General features: G+C 67.3%; 7 protein-coding genes, 1 tRNA gene and 3 rRNA genes. 4 read left to right on the top strand and 7 right to left on the bottom strand.

Going from position 1 to position 17563, the window contains the following annotated elements:
• Positions 1-158 precede the first annotated feature (158 nt).
• On the top strand, positions 159-2786 hold the full coding sequence (locus CR470_RS15450; protein ID WP_097868169.1) for a SpoIIE family protein phosphatase: 2628 nt from the start codon (positions 159-161) through the stop codon (positions 2784-2786).
• Between the two features lie 52 nt (positions 2787-2838).
• Here the strand turns inward: CR470_RS15450 and CR470_RS15445 are convergent.
• The 5 genes from CR470_RS15445 to CR470_RS15420 form a co-directional block, all read right to left on the bottom strand.
• Positions 2839-2911 (bottom strand) — tRNA-Thr (locus CR470_RS15445).
• A gap of 208 nt (positions 2912-3119) precedes the next feature.
• A 5S ribosomal RNA gene (gene rrf, locus CR470_RS15440) occupies positions 3120-3236 on the bottom strand.
• A gap of 79 nt (positions 3237-3315) precedes the next feature.
• A 23S ribosomal RNA gene (locus CR470_RS15435) occupies positions 3316-6440 on the bottom strand.
• A gap of 410 nt (positions 6441-6850) precedes the next feature.
• Positions 6851-8376, bottom strand: a 16S ribosomal RNA gene (locus CR470_RS15430).
• The 16S, 23S and 5S rRNA genes sit together here with 1 tRNA gene alongside, the layout of an rRNA operon.
• Positions 8377-8995: 619 nt before the next feature.
• A complete protein-coding gene (locus tag CR470_RS15420) occupies positions 8996-9553 on the bottom strand; it encodes a MarR family winged helix-turn-helix transcriptional regulator (protein ID WP_097868168.1) in 558 nt (185 codons plus the stop codon).
• Between the two features lie 167 nt (positions 9554-9720).
• On the opposite strand from CR470_RS15420, the gene CR470_RS15415 reads away from it, so the two are divergent.
• Entirely contained in the window at positions 9721-11079 is a 1359-nt protein-coding gene (locus CR470_RS15415; RefSeq protein WP_097868174.1) for an MFS transporter, read from the top strand.
• Between the two features lie 24 nt (positions 11080-11103).
• On the opposite strand, the gene CR470_RS15410 is transcribed toward CR470_RS15415, so the two are convergent.
• Together CR470_RS15410 and CR470_RS15405 are read right to left on the bottom strand one after the other, a co-directional pair.
• Positions 11104-12864 (bottom strand): ATP-binding SpoIIE family protein phosphatase, encoded by a 1761-nt coding sequence (locus CR470_RS15410; RefSeq protein ID WP_097868167.1) that lies wholly within the window; start codon positions 12862-12864, stop codon positions 11104-11106.
• Between the two features lie 378 nt (positions 12865-13242).
• Positions 13243-14694, bottom strand: coding sequence for an NAD(P)/FAD-dependent oxidoreductase (locus CR470_RS15405; RefSeq protein ID WP_373561415.1), 1452 nt, complete (start codon positions 14692-14694; stop codon positions 13243-13245).
• A 433-nt stretch (positions 14695-15127) separates the two neighbouring features.
• Here CR470_RS15405 and CR470_RS15400 point away from each other — a divergent pair, with 433 nt between their 5' ends.
• Together CR470_RS15400 and CR470_RS15395 are read left to right on the top strand one after the other, a co-directional pair.
• Positions 15128-15982, top strand: coding sequence for a TetR/AcrR family transcriptional regulator (locus tag CR470_RS15400; RefSeq protein WP_441350779.1), 855 nt, complete (start codon positions 15128-15130; stop codon positions 15980-15982).
• 431 nt (positions 15983-16413) lie between these two features.
• Positions 16414-17563 (top strand): sigma-70 family RNA polymerase sigma factor (locus CR470_RS15395; protein WP_143663812.1); only part of this gene is annotated, 1150 nt, incomplete at its 3' end.

The raw sequence follows: 17563 nt of genomic DNA, 5'->3' as shown, positions 1-17563 counted from the left end.
CGGGAGTCCATACTTGTGCGCCCGCGCACCACTGCCGGACCGCCCTGTCCCGAACTCGGCCCTCGTGTAACCGGCACCCTTGACGAACGTCTAGCCTGGCAAGCGAATCGAAGCGGCGATAAACGGGCACAGGACTCGGGGAAGCGACGAGACACCATATGGGGAGTGCTGTGATCACCGCGCGCGCGGCCGCCACCTTCGAACCGGTCGGGCGCTCCGTCGCGACCGCCCGCGCCTTCGTCCGGGACACGCTCCAGGGGTGGGGCTACAACGATGTCGTCGACGACGCCGTCGTCCTCACCAGTGAGCTCGTGACCAACGCCGTCGTGCACGCGGGGACGGCGGCCGACGTGCTGTGCCTGCGCAGCGGGGACGGCGTCCGCGTCGAGGTCGCCGACCACTATCCGGAGCGCGAGGTCCCGCTCCAGAGCAACGGCCTCGACTTCGGCAGCCCCGACCGCGAGAACGGCCGCGGTCTGCTGCTCTGCGCCGCCCTGGCCTCCCGCTGGGGCGTCGAGTACTCCCCCACCCGGAAGCACGTCTGGTTCCAGCTGGACCTGCCCGACCGGCCGGTGGGCATCCGCTCGGCGGGCCCCGTCCTGCCCACCTCGCTCCTCCCCGTCACCGACCAGCGGGTCCGGGTCGCCGTCGTCCAGATCGACAGCACCGGCGCGATCAGCGCATGGAACGACGACGCCACGTACGTCTTCGGGCACACCGCGGAACAGGTCACCGGCAAGCAGTTCACCGACTTCGTGGCCTGGCCGCACACACCCGGGACCAACACCGGCATCGCCGACGCCCTCCAGCTCTCCCGCTGGGAGGGCAGCTACGGAATCCGCGGCGCCGACGGCCGGACCATCGCTGTCTACTCCTCGCACCTGCGGGTCCGCGACACCGACGGCGAGCCCTCCACGGTCTGCCTCCTCGTCCGCGACGACGAGCGCGCCGTGCTCCAGTCCCCCGTCCGCACCCCGGTCTCCGACGCCTCCTCCGACCACCGCACCGCGGACCCGTTCGAGGTCTTCATCGGCTCCCCGGCACCCGACGATCTCGACGGCCTCCTCCAGCGGACGGTCGAGCGGGCACGCGACATGCTCGACGCCGACGCGGCGTTCCTCCTGCTCGCCACGGACGACGAGACGGAGCTGGAGGTCCGCGCCACCACAGGCCTCCCCTCGGCCCGCCAGCGCTTCGCCCGCGTCCCCGTCGAAGCCGGGACGGGACGCTACGGCTCCGCCCGGATGCCGGCCGTCCACGAGGACCTCACCGCCGTCCCCGGCGCCGTGCCCCTGCTCACCGACACCGGGATGCGCTCGGTCGTCACGGTCCCGCTGAAGGTCGAGGGCCGCCTCACCGGCTCCCTCGGCGTCGCGGCGGAGGGCGCGGGCCGCTACACCAACGAGGAGGCCCTGCGCCTCCAGTTCGCGGCGGACCGCATCGCACTGGCCGTGGAGTCCGCGCGCCTCGGCGAGCTGGAACGGCTGCGCCGCGGCTCCCTGTCCTTCCTCGTCGAGGCCTCCGACCTGCTGGCCGGCACGCTCGACCGGGACCAGACCCTGGCCCTCATGGCCCAGATGACGGTCCCGACCCTGGCCACCTGGTGCGCTGTCTACACGATCGCGGACCAGTCCTCCGACCCGTACCTCTCGTACGTGCTCCACGAGGACGAGGACCTCATCGACGGGCTCAAGGCCCTGCTCTCCAAGATGGCCCCGCCGGATCCGGTACCGACCCCGGGCGCCCGTGTCTGGGCCGCGCCCTCGGAGGCCGGCCACCGTGCGGCGCTGAGCACCTCGACCCGCAGCCTGCAACGCGACGCACCGCTGAGCATGAGCACGGCCACCCGCACCATCCTCGCCACGGCCCAGGCGGTCGGCGGCGAGACGGTGGTCCTCCCGCTGGTCGCCCGCAACCGCGTGATCGGCATGCTGACGCTCGGGAAGCCCTCGGACGACCACTTCCGCCAGGAGATCCTGGAACTGGCCGAGGACCTCTCCCGCAGGGCCGCCCTGGCCCTGGACAACGCCCGCCTGTACTCGGAGCGCATGGCGATCAGCCAGTCCCTCCAGCGCAGCCTGCTGCCCCCGGGCCTCCCCGACGTGCCGAACGTCGAGATCGAGGTCATCTACCGCGCCGCGGGCGAGGGCAACGAGGTCGGCGGCGACTTCTACGACGTCTTCCCGATCAGCGACGGCGCGTACGGCTTCGCCATCGGCGACGTGTGCGGTACGGGGCCCGAGGCCGCCGCCGTCACGGGCCTGGCCCGCCACGCGCTGCGCCTGCTCGCCCGCGAGGGCTTCGGCGGTCCGGCGGTCCTGGAGCGCCTCAACGCGGCGATCCTCGACGAGGGCGCCCGCAGCCGCTTCCTGACCCTCCTGTACGGCGAGCTGTGGCCCCAAGAGGACGGCAGCGCCCTCCTGAAGGTCGTCTGCGCCGGCCACCCCCTGCCGCTGCGCCTGCGCCAGGACGGCTCCGTCGAGTCCGCCGCGGAACCCCAGCCCCTGCTGGGTGTCATCGAGGACCTCGACCTGTACGAGCAGGAGGTCGTCCTCAACCCGGGCGACGTCCTCCTGTGTGTCACGGACGGCGTCACCGAACGCCGCGAGGGAAGCCGCATGCTGGGCGACGACGGCCTCGCGGACGTCCTGTCGACCTGTACGGGCCTGACGGCCGGAGCGGTCGCCTCACGCATTCTGCGGGCCGTGGAACGCTTCGCGGCCGAGCCTGCCTCGGACGACATGGCGATCCTGGCCATGCGCGTCCCGGAACCGCCCCTCGTCTGACCTTCAACGCGAAAGGCCCCCGCCATGGGCGGGGGCCTTTCGCGTTTCACTGAGCCCCAATGCGGAATCGAACCGCAGACCTTCTCCTTACCATGGAGACGCTCTACCGACTGAGCTATTGGGGCCTCGCTGCGCTGTGGCAACGAGGTAAACCATACACGGGATCCGGGGATGCCCAAAATCCCGGCCGGCCCGGGCAGGGGCTCTCGGGCGGCTCTTCCAACAGGCTTCCGCAAGCCGCCCTGCACCCCCTTGGCGATGCAGGCGGTGCGGGGGGCACGCGTCCCTCGGATCGCACGGCCCGCACGGCCCGCCGATCGAGTCTGAAACATTGTTCGGCGGCGTCCTACTCTCCCACAGGGTCCCCCCTGCAGTACCATCGGCGCTGAAAGGCTTAGCTTCCGGGTTCGGAATGTAACCGGGCGTTTCCCTAACGCAATGACCACCGAAACACTATGAAATTAACCAACACCGGATGAAAACACGGCCGTTCGTTATTTCAGAACTAACACAGTGGACGCGAGCAACTGAGGACAAGCCCTCGGCCTATTAGTACCAGTCAGCTCCACCCCTTACAGGGCTTCCACATCTGGCCTATCAACCCAGTCGTCTACTGGGAGCCTTAACCCTTCAAGAGGGTGGGAATACTCATCTCGAAGCAGGCTTCCCGCTTAGATGCTTTCAGCGGTTATCCTTTCCGAACGTAGCCAACCAGCCATGCCCTTGGCAGGACAACTGGCACACCAGAGGTTCGTCCGTCCCGGTCCTCTCGTACTAGGGACAGCCCTTCTCAATATTCCTGCGCGCGCAGCGGATAGGGACCGAACTGTCTCACGACGTTCTAAACCCAGCTCGCGTACCGCTTTAATGGGCGAACAGCCCAACCCTTGGGACCGACTCCAGCCCCAGGATGCGACGAGCCGACATCGAGGTGCCAAACCATCCCGTCGATATGGACTCTTGGGGAAGATCAGCCTGTTATCCCCGGGGTACCTTTTATCCGTTGAGCGACAGCGCTTCCACAAGCCACTGCCGGATCACTAGTCCCGACTTTCGTCCCTGCTCGACCCGTCGGTCTCACAGTCAAGCTCCCTTGTGCACTTACACTCAACACCTGATTGCCAACCAGGCTGAGGGAACCTTTGGGCGCCTCCGTTACTCTTTAGGAGGCAACCGCCCCAGTTAAACTACCCATCAGACACTGTCCCTGATCCGGATCACGGACCCAGGTTAGACATCCAGCACGACCAGAGTGGTATTTCAACGACGACTCCACAACCACTGGCGTGGCCGCTTCAAAGTCTCCCACCTATCCTACACAAGCCGAACCGAACACCAATATCAAACTATAGTAAAGGTCCCGGGGTCTTTCCGTCCTGCTGCGCGAAACGAGCATCTTTACTCGTAGTGCAATTTCACCGGGCCTATGGTTGAGACAGTCGAGAAGTCGTTACGCCATTCGTGCAGGTCGGAACTTACCCGACAAGGAATTTCGCTACCTTAGGATGGTTATAGTTACCACCGCCGTTTACTGGCGCTTAAGTTCTCAGCTTCGCCACTCCGAAAAGCAGCTAACCGGTCCCCTTAACGTTCCAGCACCGGGCAGGCGTCAGTCCGTATACATCGCCTTACGGCTTCGCACGGACCTGTGTTTTTAGTAAACAGTCGCTTCTCGCTGGTCTCTGCGGCCACCCCCAGCTCAAGCAGCAAGTGCTATCACCAGTGATGGCCCCCCTTCTCCCGAAGTTACGGGGGCATTTTGCCGAGTTCCTTAACCATAGTTCACCCGAACGCCTCGGTATTCTCTACCTGACCACCTGAGTCGGTTTAGGGTACGGGCCGCCATGAAACTCGCTAGAGGCTTTTCTCGACAGCATAGGATCATCCACTTCACCACAATCGGCTCGGCATCAGGTCTCACCCTGTATGTGTGACGGATTTACCTACCACACGGGCTACACCCTTACCCCGGGACAACCACCGCCCGGGCTGGACTACCTTCCTGCGTCACCCCATCGCTTACCTACTACAAGTCTGGTTCATCGGCTCCACCACTACCCTCAACTCCGAAGAGATCGGGCCGGCTTCACGGACTTAGCATCGCCTGATTCAGTACTGGGCGTTTCAAAGCGGGTACCGGAATATCAACCGGTTGTCCATCGACTACGCCTGTCGGCCTCGCCTTAGGTCCCGACTTACCCTGGGCAGATCAGCTTGACCCAGGAACCCTTAGTCAATCGGCGCACACGTTTCTCACGTGTGTATCGCTACTCATGCCTGCATTCTCACTCGTGAACCGTCCACAACTCGCTTCCGCGGCTGCTTCACCCGGCACACGACGCTCCCCTACCCATCCATACGGGCGTTGGCCCTATGTGTATGAATGACACGACTTCGGCGGTACGCTTGAGCCCCGCTACATTGTCGGCGCGGAATCACTTGACCAGTGAGCTATTACGCACTCTTTCAAGGGTGGCTGCTTCTAAGCCAACCTCCTGGTTGTCTCTGCGACTCCACATCCTTTCCCACTTAGCGTACGCTTAGGGGCCTTAGTCGATGCTCTGGGCTGTTTCCCTCTCGACCATGGAGCTTATCCCCCACAGTCTCACTGCCGTGCTCTCACTTACCGGCATTCGGAGTTTGGCTAAGGTCAGTAACCCGGTAGGGCCCATCGCCTATCCAGTGCTCTACCTCCGGCAAGAAACACACGACGCTGCACCTAAATGCATTTCGGGGAGAACCAGCTATCACGGAGTTTGATTGGCCTTTCACCCCTAACCACAGGTCATCCCCCAGGTTTTCAACCCTGGTGGGTTCGGTCCTCCACGAAGTCTTACCTCCGCTTCAACCTGCCCATGGCTAGATCACTCCGCTTCGGGTCTAGAGCGTGCAACTCAATCGCCCTGTTCGGACTCGCTTTCGCTACGGCTTCCCCACACGGGTTAACCTCGCTACACACCGCTAACTCGCAGGCTCATTCTTCAAAAGGCACGCAGTCACGACTGCATGTGCAAGCACATACAGCGACGCTCCCACGGCTTGTAGGCACACGGTTTCAGGTACTATTTCACTCCGCTCCCGCGGTACTTTTCACCATTCCCTCACGGTACTATCCGCTATCGGTCACCAGGGAATATTTAGGCTTAGCGGGTGGTCCCGCCAGATTCACACGGGATTTCTCGGGCCCCGTGCTACTTGGGTGTCTCTTAAACGAGCCGTTGATGTTTCAGCTACGGGGGTCTTACCCTCTACGCCGGACCTTTCGCATGTCCTTCGCCTACACCAACGGTTTCTGACTCGTCTCACAGCCGGCAGACCGTGAAAAAGAGATCCCACAACCCCGCATGCGCAACCCCTGCCGGGTATCACACGCATACGGTTTGGCCTCATCCAGTTTCGCTCGCCACTACTCCCGGAATCACGGTTGTTTTCTCTTCCTGAGGGTACTGAGATGTTTCACTTCCCCTCGTTCCCTCCACACTGCCTATGTGTTCAGCAGCGGGTGACAGCCCATGACGACTGCCGGGTTTCCCCATTCGGAAACCCCCGGATCAAAGCTTGGTTGACAGCTCCCCGGGGACTATCGTGGCCTCCCACGTCCTTCATCGGTTCCTGGTGCCAAGGCATCCACCGTGCGCCCTTAAAAACTTGGCCACAGATGCTCGCGTCCACTGTGCAGTTCTCAAACAACGACCAGCCACCCATCACCCCACCCCTACAGGGCGAGTTCACTGGGGCCGGCAACCGAAGGACAGACTCACACGAGCCCGTACCCTCAGACACCCAACAACGTGCCCGGCACAACCGATCTCTCACCACGTTCCACGCCCCGAAGAGCAGTACTAGCCGTGATCAACCTGTCGTGCCGAATAGTCAACGTTCCACCCATGAGCAACCAGCACCGAACATTCGCCGGTGTACTGGCCTCTGACCAAACCGAAGCCTGGTAAGAAGTGCTCCTTAGAAAGGAGGTGATCCAGCCGCACCTTCCGGTACGGCTACCTTGTTACGACTTCGTCCCAATCGCCAGTCCCACCTTCGACAGCTCCCTCCNTGCTCCTTAGAAAGGAGGTGATCCAGCCGCACCTTCCGGTACGGCTACCTTGTTACGACTTCGTCCCAATCGCCAGTCCCACCTTCGACAGCTCCCTCCCACAAGGGGTTGGGCCACCGGCTTCGGGTGTTACCGACTTTCGTGACGTGACGGGCGGTGTGTACAAGGCCCGGGAACGTATTCACCGCAGCAATGCTGATCTGCGATTACTAGCAACTCCGACTTCATGGGGTCGAGTTGCAGACCCCAATCCGAACTGAGACCGGCTTTTTGAGATTCGCTCCGCCTCGCGGCATCGCAGCTCATTGTACCGGCCATTGTAGCACGTGTGCAGCCCAAGACATAAGGGGCATGATGACTTGACGTCGTCCCCACCTTCCTCCGAGTTGACCCCGGCAGTCTCCTGTGAGTCCCCATCACCCCGAAGGGCATGCTGGCAACACAGAACAAGGGTTGCGCTCGTTGCGGGACTTAACCCAACATCTCACGACACGAGCTGACGACAGCCATGCACCACCTGTATACCGACCACAAGGGGGGCACCATCTCTGATGCTTTCCGGTATATGTCAAGCCTTGGTAAGGTTCTTCGCGTTGCGTCGAATTAAGCCACATGCTCCGCTGCTTGTGCGGGCCCCCGTCAATTCCTTTGAGTTTTAGCCTTGCGGCCGTACTCCCCAGGCGGGGAACTTAATGCGTTAGCTGCGGCACCGACGACGTGGAATGTCGCCAACACCTAGTTCCCAACGTTTACGGCGTGGACTACCAGGGTATCTAATCCTGTTCGCTCCCCACGCTTTCGCTCCTCAGCGTCAGTAATGGCCCAGAGATCCGCCTTCGCCACCGGTGTTCCTCCTGATATCTGCGCATTTCACCGCTACACCAGGAATTCCGATCTCCCCTACCACACTCTAGCTAGCCCGTATCGAATGCAGACCCGGGGTTAAGCCCCGGGCTTTCACATCCGACGTGACAAGCCGCCTACGAGCTCTTTACGCCCAATAATTCCGGACAACGCTTGCGCCCTACGTATTACCGCGGCTGCTGGCACGTAGTTAGCCGGCGCTTCTTCTGCAGGTACCGTCACTTTCGCTTCTTCCCTGCTGAAAGAGGTTTACAACCCGAAGGCCGTCATCCCTCACGCGGCGTCGCTGCATCAGGCTTTCGCCCATTGTGCAATATTCCCCACTGCTGCCTCCCGTAGGAGTCTGGGCCGTGTCTCAGTCCCAGTGTGGCCGGTCGCCCTCTCAGGCCGGCTACCCGTCGTCGCCTTGGTAGGCCATTACCCCACCAACAAGCTGATAGGCCGCGGGCTCATCCTTCACCGCCGGAGCTTTTAACCCCGTCCCATGCGGGACAGAGTGTTATCCGGTATTAGACCCCGTTTCCAGGGCTTGTCCCAGAGTGAAGGGCAGATTGCCCACGTGTTACTCACCCGTTCGCCACTAATCCACCCCGAAGGGCTTCATCGTTCGACTTGCATGTGTTAAGCACGCCGCCAGCGTTCGTCCTGAGCCAGGATCAAACTCTCCGTGAATGTTTACCCGTAATCGGGTGCACACATCACGAGAGCGGAACAACCGGTCGGAATAAGACCCGTTGTTCTCAGCGTCCTCGCTGTGTTCTTGCCTGCCGCCACCCACAAGGAGCGGAACGACAGGACTTTCAAAGGAACCACCAACCTGCCGAAGCAGGCCGGGGTATCAACATATCTGGCGTTGACTTTTGGCACGCTGTTGAGTTCTCAAGGAACGGACGCTTCCTTCGGTCCCGTTTCACCGGGGCCCTCCGGGCGCTTCCCTTCGTTTACTGCTTTGTCTTGCTGTCCTGCGTTTCCGACTCTATCAGACTCTTTCGGATCCTTTCGGGCCTGATTCCCAGTCAGCGGGGCTTGTCTTCCCGGCTGTTGGGCCGTTCCGACGCTCAAACTCTAGCGGATTCTCCCGGCGGCTCATAATCGGGCCTTCGCAATGAATTCCGGCATGCCGAAATCATCCCGAGTGGGAGATCGTGCTGAAGTTTGGTTGCCGCGTTCGCGGCGGGAGTGGCTGCCTCGGAACCGTTCCGGCTCCGTGACAACTCGGAGAACTTTACGGATCCACCAGGGGTGTGTCAACCCTCCCCCGGTGGCCTCCGCAAGGCCGCCGGGCTGGCCTTCAGTCCAGGTCGGTGAGCCGGCCGCCGGCGTCCGGCTGGGCGTGTTCCACACGGCGCAGGAGGCGGACCAGCAGTTCGCCGAGGACGCCGCGTTCGTCGCCGGACAGGTCCTGGAGGAGGTCCTCCTCGAAGTCGGTCGCCATGCGCATCGCCTCGAGCCACTTCGTACGGCCCTCGTCGGTCAGCTCGACGATGACGCGGACCCGGTTGTTCTCGTCGCGGTCACGGGTGACCAGGCCCTCGCCGGCCATCCGGTCGACGCGGTGGGTCATGGCGGCCGGGGTGAGGCCGAGGCGCTTCGCCAGTTCGCCGGGGCCCAGGCGGTAGGGGGCGCCCGACAGGACCAGCGTCTTGAGCACCTCCCACTCGGCGTTGCTGATGCCGAGCGCGGCGACCTGCCTCCCGTACGCGACGTTCATCCGGCGGTTCAGACGGCCCAGTGCGGAGACGACCTGTTCGACCTGGGGGTCGAGGTCGCGGAACTCGCGCTGGTAGGCGGCGATCTGTTCGTCGAGGCTCGGCTCGCTGGGGCCGGGCTCCTCGGTGCTCTCAGACATGGCGGGCAGTATGGCACGCCCCCACCCTCGTTGAAGTCCTTCAGCCTGTAGTTTTCACCTTCTAACTTTAGTGCTAAAGTCTTCGAGTCTGATTTCTTCGTGTCAGGTCTCGATGCTCCGCGCTCGAGGCCTTCGAGTTCTTGAGGTAGGTGAGTGTGACCAGGGAGATGGGCGCAGCGCTGCGGCGGATCCAGCTGGGCAGCGCGCTGAGCGCGTTCGGGCTCGGGTTCACCGTTCCGTATCTGTACGTCTACGTGGCGCAGGTACGGGATCTGGGCGCCGGGACGGCGGGAGTCGTCCTGGCCGCCTTCGCGATGGCGGCGCTGGCCGTTCTGCCGTTCACCGGGCGGGCCATCGACCGGCGGGGCCCGTTGCCCGTGCTGGTGGTGGCCTCCGTTCTGGCCTCTGTCGGCGCGGCGGCCCTGGGGTTCGCGAGCAGTGTTCCGGCCGCCGTGCTGTCCGCCGCCGTCCTGGGCGCGGGCACCGCCGTCATGCAGCCGGCCCTCGCCACGATGCTGGTGTGGTGTTCCAGCACCGCGACCCGTACGCGGGCCTTCGCCACGCAGTTCTTCCTGCAGAACCTGGGGCTCGGCCTCGGCGGGCTCGTCGGCGGGCAGCTGGTGGACGTGAGCCGTCCGGCGAGCTTCACGATGCTCTTCCTGATCGAGGCCGTGATGTTCGTGGTGCTCGGCGTCGTGGTGACGACCGTGCGGATGCCTCGTCCGGCTTCGCTCGGCGGGACCCGCCCGGGGGACGGGTCCGCCGCCAAGGGCGGGCTGCGGGCGCTGCTCTCGCACCGGGCCATGGTGCAGCTGTGCGTGCTGGGGTTCGTGCTGTTCTTCGCCTGCTACGGGCAGTTCGAGTCCGGCCTGGCCGCGTACGGCACGGAGGCCGCCGGGATCGAGCCCTCCACCCTCGGTTTCGCGCTGGCCGCCAACACCGCGGTCATCGTCGTGGCGCAGTTCGTCGTGCTGCGGCTCGTGGAGCGGCGGCGGCGCAGCCGGGTCATCGCCGCGGTCGGCCTGATCTGGGCGTTCGCCTGGATCGTGGCGGGGTACGCGGGGCTGGGCCATGGCAGCCAGACCATGGCGACGGCCGCGTTCATCTCGACGTACGCGCTGTTCGGGCTGGGTGAGGCGATGCTGTCGCCGACCGTCGCCCCCCTGGTCGCCGATCTGGCGCCGGAGTCGATGGTCGGGCAGTACAACTCGGCGTTCGCCCTGTGCAAGCAGCTCGCGCTCGCGGTCGGTCCGGCCGTCGGCGGGCCGATGGGGGCGTCGCTGCACGGCCCGTACATCGTGACCTTCGTGCTGTTCTCGCTGGGCATCACGGTGCTCGCGCTGCGGCTGGGCCGTCGGCTCACCCCCGTACAGGACCAGCCGTCGCTCGCCGGCATCCCGTCCCGGGTGGTGGCGGTGTCGCTGCCCGAGGGCGGAGAAGGCGCGGAGACCGGGGCAACCGGGTCCGCGTCTCCCTCGGCCTCCGCCACGGCCGCTACCACGGCGTCTGCCTCCGCCGGTCGCTGAGCCGGTCGCCGAGGAACGCCCTGCTCACCGCGGGAGGGCGAACTCGCACCAGACCGCCTTGCCGCCGCCCGGCGTGCGGCGGCTGCCCCACGAGGTGGCGATCGAGGCGATGATCGAGATGCCGCGTCCCGCCTCGTCCGCCGGTTCGGCCTGGCGGCGGCGCGGCAGGTGGTCGTCGCCGTCGGTGACCTCGATGATCAGCCGGCGGTCCGTACGACGCAGTCCCAGGCGCATCGGCGGGGTGCCGTGCTGGAGGGAGTTCGCGACCAGTTCGCTGGTGGCGAGGACGCCCAGGTCGCGGAGTTCGACGGGGAAGCGCCACGAGGTCAGGACCCCGGTGGCGAAGGCGCGGGCGCGCGGGGCGGCCTCGATGCCGCCGAGGAGATCGAGCGCGGCGTTGTGGAACAGCTCCGCGTTCGTTCCTGTACGGGCGGGGTGCTGGACCACCAGGACCGCCACGTCGTCGTCGTGCTCGGCGGTCACGCCGAGGGAGCGGATCAGCCGGTCGCAGACCACCTGCGGTGTTCCCTTGGCGCCCGAGAGGGCGCGGGCCAGTGAGGCGACGCCCTCGTCGATGTCCTCGCTGCGCCGTTCGACCAGGCCGTCCGTATAAAGGACCGCGGTGGAGCCGGGTGGCAGCGCGATGGTGCCCGAGGTGTGGACCCAGCCACCGGTGCCGAGCGGGGGGCCGGTGGGTTCGGCGGCACGGTGGACGGTGCCGTCCTCGTCGCGGACGAGGATCGGGAGGTGCCCGGCGGAGGCGTAGACGAGCTGCCCCTCGTTCGGATCATGGACGGCGTAGACGCAGGTCGCGATCTGGCTGGCGTCGATCTCGGCGGCGAGGCCGTCCAGCAGCTGGATCACCTCGTGCGGCGGGAGGTCGAGCCGGGCGTAGGCGCGGACGGCGGTGCGGAGCTGGCCCATCACGGCGGCGGCCCGGACCCCGCGGCCCATCACGTCGCCGATGACCAGGGCGGTGCGGCCCGCGCCGAGGGTGATGACGTCGTACCAGTCGCCGCCCACCGCGGCGTCGGTTCCGCCGGGCTGGTAGGTGGCGGCGATGCGGAGGTCGTCGGGCTGTTCCAGCTCCTGCGGGAGCAGGGAGCGCTGGAGGGTGACGGCTGTTTCGCGGTGGCGGCGCTCGCTGGTGCGCAGGCGTTCCGCGGCCTCGGCGTGGTCGGTGACGTCGGCGGCGTAGACGAGGACGCCGCCTTCTCCCTTGCCCTCTCCTCTGTCCCCTCCCCTGCCGTCTCCCCTGTCTGCCCTGTCTCCCCTGTCTCCCTTGTCTTCCTCGTACTCCGTGTGGCCCCAGGCGGCGACCGGGGTGCAGGTCACGGTGTACGAACCGCCCCCGGCGGTCCTGCGGGACTTGACCGTACGGGCGGTGCCGCTGCGCAGGACCTGGTCGAGCAGCGGCACCACGCTGAGCTGGGCGAGCTCGGGCATGGCCTCGGCCGCGGGAACACCGGACGGGCGGGGGCCGAACGCGGCCTCGTACGCGTCGTTGACGTACGCGATCCGGTGGTCCGGGCCGTGCAGCAGGGCGACGGGGGCGGGGAGCCGGCCGAGGATCTCCCGGGCGGAGAGGTCGTCGAGGGCGGGCCCGGGGAGTGCCTCCGTCGAGGCGGGGCCGGAAGGCGCCGGGGAGGCGTCGTCCGGCAGGGCGGGCGAGCCGTCCGCCCCGGCGTATTCGGCTCGGGCCGGCGGCACGGAACTACGGTCGTCCCGCGCGGCGGCTCGGCGCTGTGTTCCGGGAAGGCGGGCGCTCCAACGCGTGAAGTTCACGGTATTTCTGGCCTCGTGTGTCGGTCTGGTCCGCTCGGGCGGGCTGCTTCTTCTGCCGTGTTCGGGAGCACCGGGGGCCGTGCCCCCGGGAAGGCGCAGCCGGGCCTCGTCGTGCGGTCGGTGCGTCGCTGCTGGTCACTGTTGGTCACTGCCGACCGGGTCACTCTGTGCAGGTGTGGGCCCACCTATCGTCACACGTCCAGTGTGACCGACCGTACTGACAGTTGCCGCCCGGCCGCCGTTCCGACCCTCGATCGGTCCGGTGCCGGACTCGGTCGGATGTGCGGTCGGAGCCTGGGCCGGCTGCCCGGCCGGGGCCGTGCCGGTCGCCCCGTCGGTCGCCCGTCAGTTGTCCGCCCGTTGCCTGTCAGCTGTCTGTCAGTTGTCCGTCCGGCGGTCGTCCGGGGGTTCTTCGAGACCCTTCGGGCGGCGGGCGGGGCCGGGGAGCCCCGCGGCGCCCGAGCCGCCTCCCGCCGCGAGTTCGAACTCGGCGCGGGGGTGCTCCAGCGAACCGAGGGAGACGATCTCACGTTTGAAGAGTCCGGACAGGGTCCATTCGGCAAGGACGCGCGCCTTCCGGTTGAACGTCGGGACCCGGCTGAGGTGGTACGTACGGTGCATCAGCCAGGCGGGGTAGCCCTTGAGCTTGCGGCCGTAGACGTGGGCGACGCCCTTGTGCAGGCCGAGGGAGGCGACCGATCCGGCGTACGCGTGCCGGTACTCCCTGAGCGGCCGGCCGTCGACCGAGGCGAGGACGTTGTCGGCGAGGACCTTCGCCTGGCGCACCGCGTGCTGGGCGTTGGGGGCGGTCTCGCGGCCCGGTTCGGGGGCCGTCAGGTCGGGTACGGCCGCGGCGTCGCCGGCGGCCCAGGCGTGCGGCGTGTCCTCGACGCCGAGGGTGGCGGTACAGCGGAGCCGGCCGCGTTCGGTGAGGGGCAGGTCGGTGGCGGCCAGCAGGGGGGCCGGTTTGACGCCCGCGGTCCACACGAGGGTGCGGGTGGGGAAGCGGGAGCCGTCACTGAGGACGGCGACGCGGTCCTCGCAGGTGTCGAGGCGGGTGTCGAGACGTACGTCGATGTTCCGGCCGCGCAGCTCCCCGATGGCGTACGTGCCCATGGCCTCGCCGACCTCGGGAAGGATGCGTCCGGAGGCCTCGACCAGGATCCATTTCAGGTCGGCCGGCTTGATGTTGTGGTAGTAGCGCGCCGTGTAGCGGGCCATGTCCTCCAGTTCGGCCAGCGCCTCCACGCCCGCGTAGCCGCCGCCGACGAAGACGAAGGTGAGAGCGGCGTCGCGGATCGCGGGGTCGCGGGTCGCGGAGGCGATGTCCATCTGCTCGATGACGTGGTTGCGCAGCCCGATGGCCTCCTCGACGGTCTTGAAACCGATGCCGAATTCGGCGAGGCCGGGGATGGGCAGGGTGCGCGAGACGGACCCGGGGGCGATGACGATCTCGTCGTAGGCGATCTCCAGCGCTCCGGTGCCGTCCTCGCCGGTGGCGAGGGTGGTGACGGTCGCGGTCCGTTTGGCGTGGTCGACGCGCTGGGCCTCGCCGATGACGATCGTGCAGTCGTTCAGGACGCGGCGCAGCGGCACGACCACATGGCGCGGCGAGATCGAGCCGGCCGCCGCTTCGGGGAGGAAGGGCTGGTAGGTCATGTACGGCTCGGGCGTGACGACCACGATCTCGGCGTCGCCGCTCTTCAGTCTCTGCTTCAACTTCCGTTGAAGACGCAGCGCTGTGTACATCCCGACGTAGCCGCCGCCGACGACGAGAATGCGCACACCTGGCCGGGTGCCGGGGGTCGTCCCCCGGGAATCTGGAGCCATCACCACCCCATGACGCAACGGAGTCAGTGGTTTGTCCACAGGCCCGGCAAATTGTGTGACTGGAGGTTCCCCCACGGCACGCGGGGCGCGTGGGAGGTGAGGGGCGACAGCCGCGCAGGTCAGACGCTACAACTGGGGTGAGTGGAGGGGTGATGTCCCGGCGTCGATCGGATCCTGGTCCGATCGGGCGGCGTCCCATGTGGAACTAGCCCCTTCTGAATTGACGCGGGCTCAACTATGTTCGTAACCCGTCGGGGTGTCGGGTGCGGATTTCGTTGTGCTCCGCTCCCCGACTGAAACGGCGGGAAGTCTCCGGGGGGAGACGTCATAACCGGGGGAAGTTATGCATATTCAGGATACGCATGGCCAGGCTGCGCTCTCGCGCGCGTCCGAGGACCAAGGACGCCTCGGCTCCGTGGGAGCGCTCGGCGTCATGAGCTCGGCGGACGCCGTTCGTTCCGCGGCGGCGGTGAGTGCCGCGGCGATGGGTTCGGCCGCTGCCGGACACGCCCCGAGCGGGGCGACGACGTCGGGAACGGCGACAGTGGGAGCGGCGGGGACCGCGAGCGCGCCGCGCTCGGCTCCGTTGCGCGTCGACGCACAGCGCAATCTGGAGCACGTGCTGCGGGCGGCTCGCGAGGTGTTCGGGGAGCTGGGTTACGGCGCTCCGATGGAGGACGTGGCGCGTCGCGCGCGCGTCGGCGTGGGCACCGTCTACCGGCGGTTCCCGAGCAAGGACGTGCTGGTGCGCCGGATAGCCGAGGAGGAGACCTCCCGGCTGACCGAGCAGGCGCGTACGGCGCTGGGGCAGGAGGAGAAGCCCTGGTCGGCGCTCTCCCGCTTCCTGCGTACGTCCGTGGCGTCGGGCGCGGGCAGGCTGCTGCCGCCGCACGTGCTGCGGGTCGGGGTCGACGGGGAGGAGCCGGGTGTGCCGGCGGCTTCCGGGGCGGCCTCGGCTCCGGGCGCGGGGGACGAGACCCGTGTTCCGCAGCAGCGGCAGGGCGTGGGCCAGGACGACTTCCGCGTCGTCGGCCGGAGCTCCGGCGGCACCGACGGGCTGGACGGCCTCGGTGAGGACACCGGCGCGGTCGAGCTGCTGGAGGTCGTGGGGCGGCTGGTGGACCGGGCGCGGGACTCCGGTGAGCTGCGCCGGGATGTGACGGTGGCCGATGTGCTGCTGGTCATCGCCACGGCGGCTCCTTCGCTGCCGGACGCCGCTCAGCAGGCGGCGGCTTCGGCCCGGTTGCTGGACATCCTGCTGGAGGGTCTGCGGTCGCGTCCGGCGTGACGTCCGGGGCCGCGGGCCCCACTCGTCCCGCTCCGCTCGTCCCGTCCCTCTCGTCCCGCATCGGTCGTCCGGTGTCGGCGCCGTCCCGTGTCGCTCGTCCGGTCGCTCATCGGACGAGCACGCGCGGCTCCGGCGCGGACGGCCGGGCGCGGACGGGGGCACGGTTGGTGGGCATGCGCGGCTCCGGCGCGGACGGGGGGCACGGTTGGTGGGCACGCGGGGCCGGTGAGGGCGGCCGGTGAGGGCGAACGGGGGACGGTTCCGGGGGACGAATCAGCGGAGACTCTTTCCCCGAAAGTAGGGCTTCTAGTACCCGCATTCGAGAAGACGCCCCGGATGAGTGGTTGGCGAGGCCGAGGGGCCAGCGCGATTGAGCCATGTGGCAGTCTTGGCCGGTATTCGGGTCCGAGGGTGTAACGGGGGCTTCCGCGATGAGCGGTAACGAGCAGCAGGAAGAGCCGCTCGGCGAGACCGCAGCGGCCGACAGGGACACGAAAGCGGACGGGCTGTCCGCCGGGCAGGTGCCGACCCAGGCTGTGCGCGGCCCGTCGGAAGGTGCGGGCGAGGGCGGCACCGTCCTGCCCGGCCCGTGGCCCGCCGTCGCCGACGAGGACGCCACCGGGCCGGTCGGCGCGCACGCGGTTCCGCAGCAGCGCGCGGGCCGCAGCGGAGCACCGGAGCTCGGGCGGTCCGACGCCCGGCTGATCGAGGACATGCGCGCCGGCGACGACCGGGCCTACGAGGAGCTGTTCCTGCGGCATTCGGGCGCCGTCCTGCGCTACGCCCGCAGCTGCTGTCGGGACGCGCACACCGCCGACGACCTGACGGCCGAGGTGTTCGCACGCACGCTCCAGGCCGTACGGGGCGGAAAAGGGCCGACGGAAGCGGTCCGGGCCTATCTGATGACCGCCGTCCGCCATGTCGCCGCCGCCTGGACGAAGAGCGCGAAGCGTGAGCATCTGGTCGACGACTTCGCGGTGTTCGCCGCCCAGGCCTCCCGTTCCTCCGAGCTCTCCGACGACGACACCCTCGACCTCGGCGCCGACGTGCTGGCGATGCGCGAGGCCGATCAGACGATGGCGATGCAGGCGTTCCGGAGCCTTCCGGAACGCTGGCAGGCGGTCCTGTGGCACACCACGGTGGAGGAGGAGTCGCCGAGCGAGATCGCCCCGCTGTTCGGCCTCACCGCCAACGCCACCGCCGTCCTGGCCAGCCGCGCCCGCGAAGGGCTCAAGCAGGCCTACCTCCAGGCCCACGTCAGCCAGGCGCTCACGACCGGCGGGGACTGCGCGCAGTACGCCGACCGGCTCGGCGCCCACGCCCGGGGCGGCCTGCGGACCCGGGCCGAGCGCGGGCTGCGCAAGCACCTCGACGCCTGCGCCAAGTGCCGGGTGGCCGCGGGCGAGCTGGACCATGTGAACGCCGGGATTCCGGCGCTGCTGCCCGTCGCGGTCATCGGATGGTTCGCCGCCGGGTATTCACTCAAGGCCGCGGGCATCGTGGCCGGTGGCGCGGCCGGAGCCGCCGGAGCGGGAGCCGCCGCGGCGGCCACCGGGCCCGGTTCCTGTCTCTTATACACAT

Origin of the sequence: Streptomyces sp. rh34 (assembly GCF_002551245.1) — a bacterium.
Classification (GTDB): domain Bacteria; phylum Actinomycetota; class Actinomycetes; order Streptomycetales; family Streptomycetaceae; genus Streptomyces.
The sequence above is the reverse complement of the archived record's forward strand: the minus strand, read 5'-3'. Positions and strand labels throughout refer to the sequence as shown.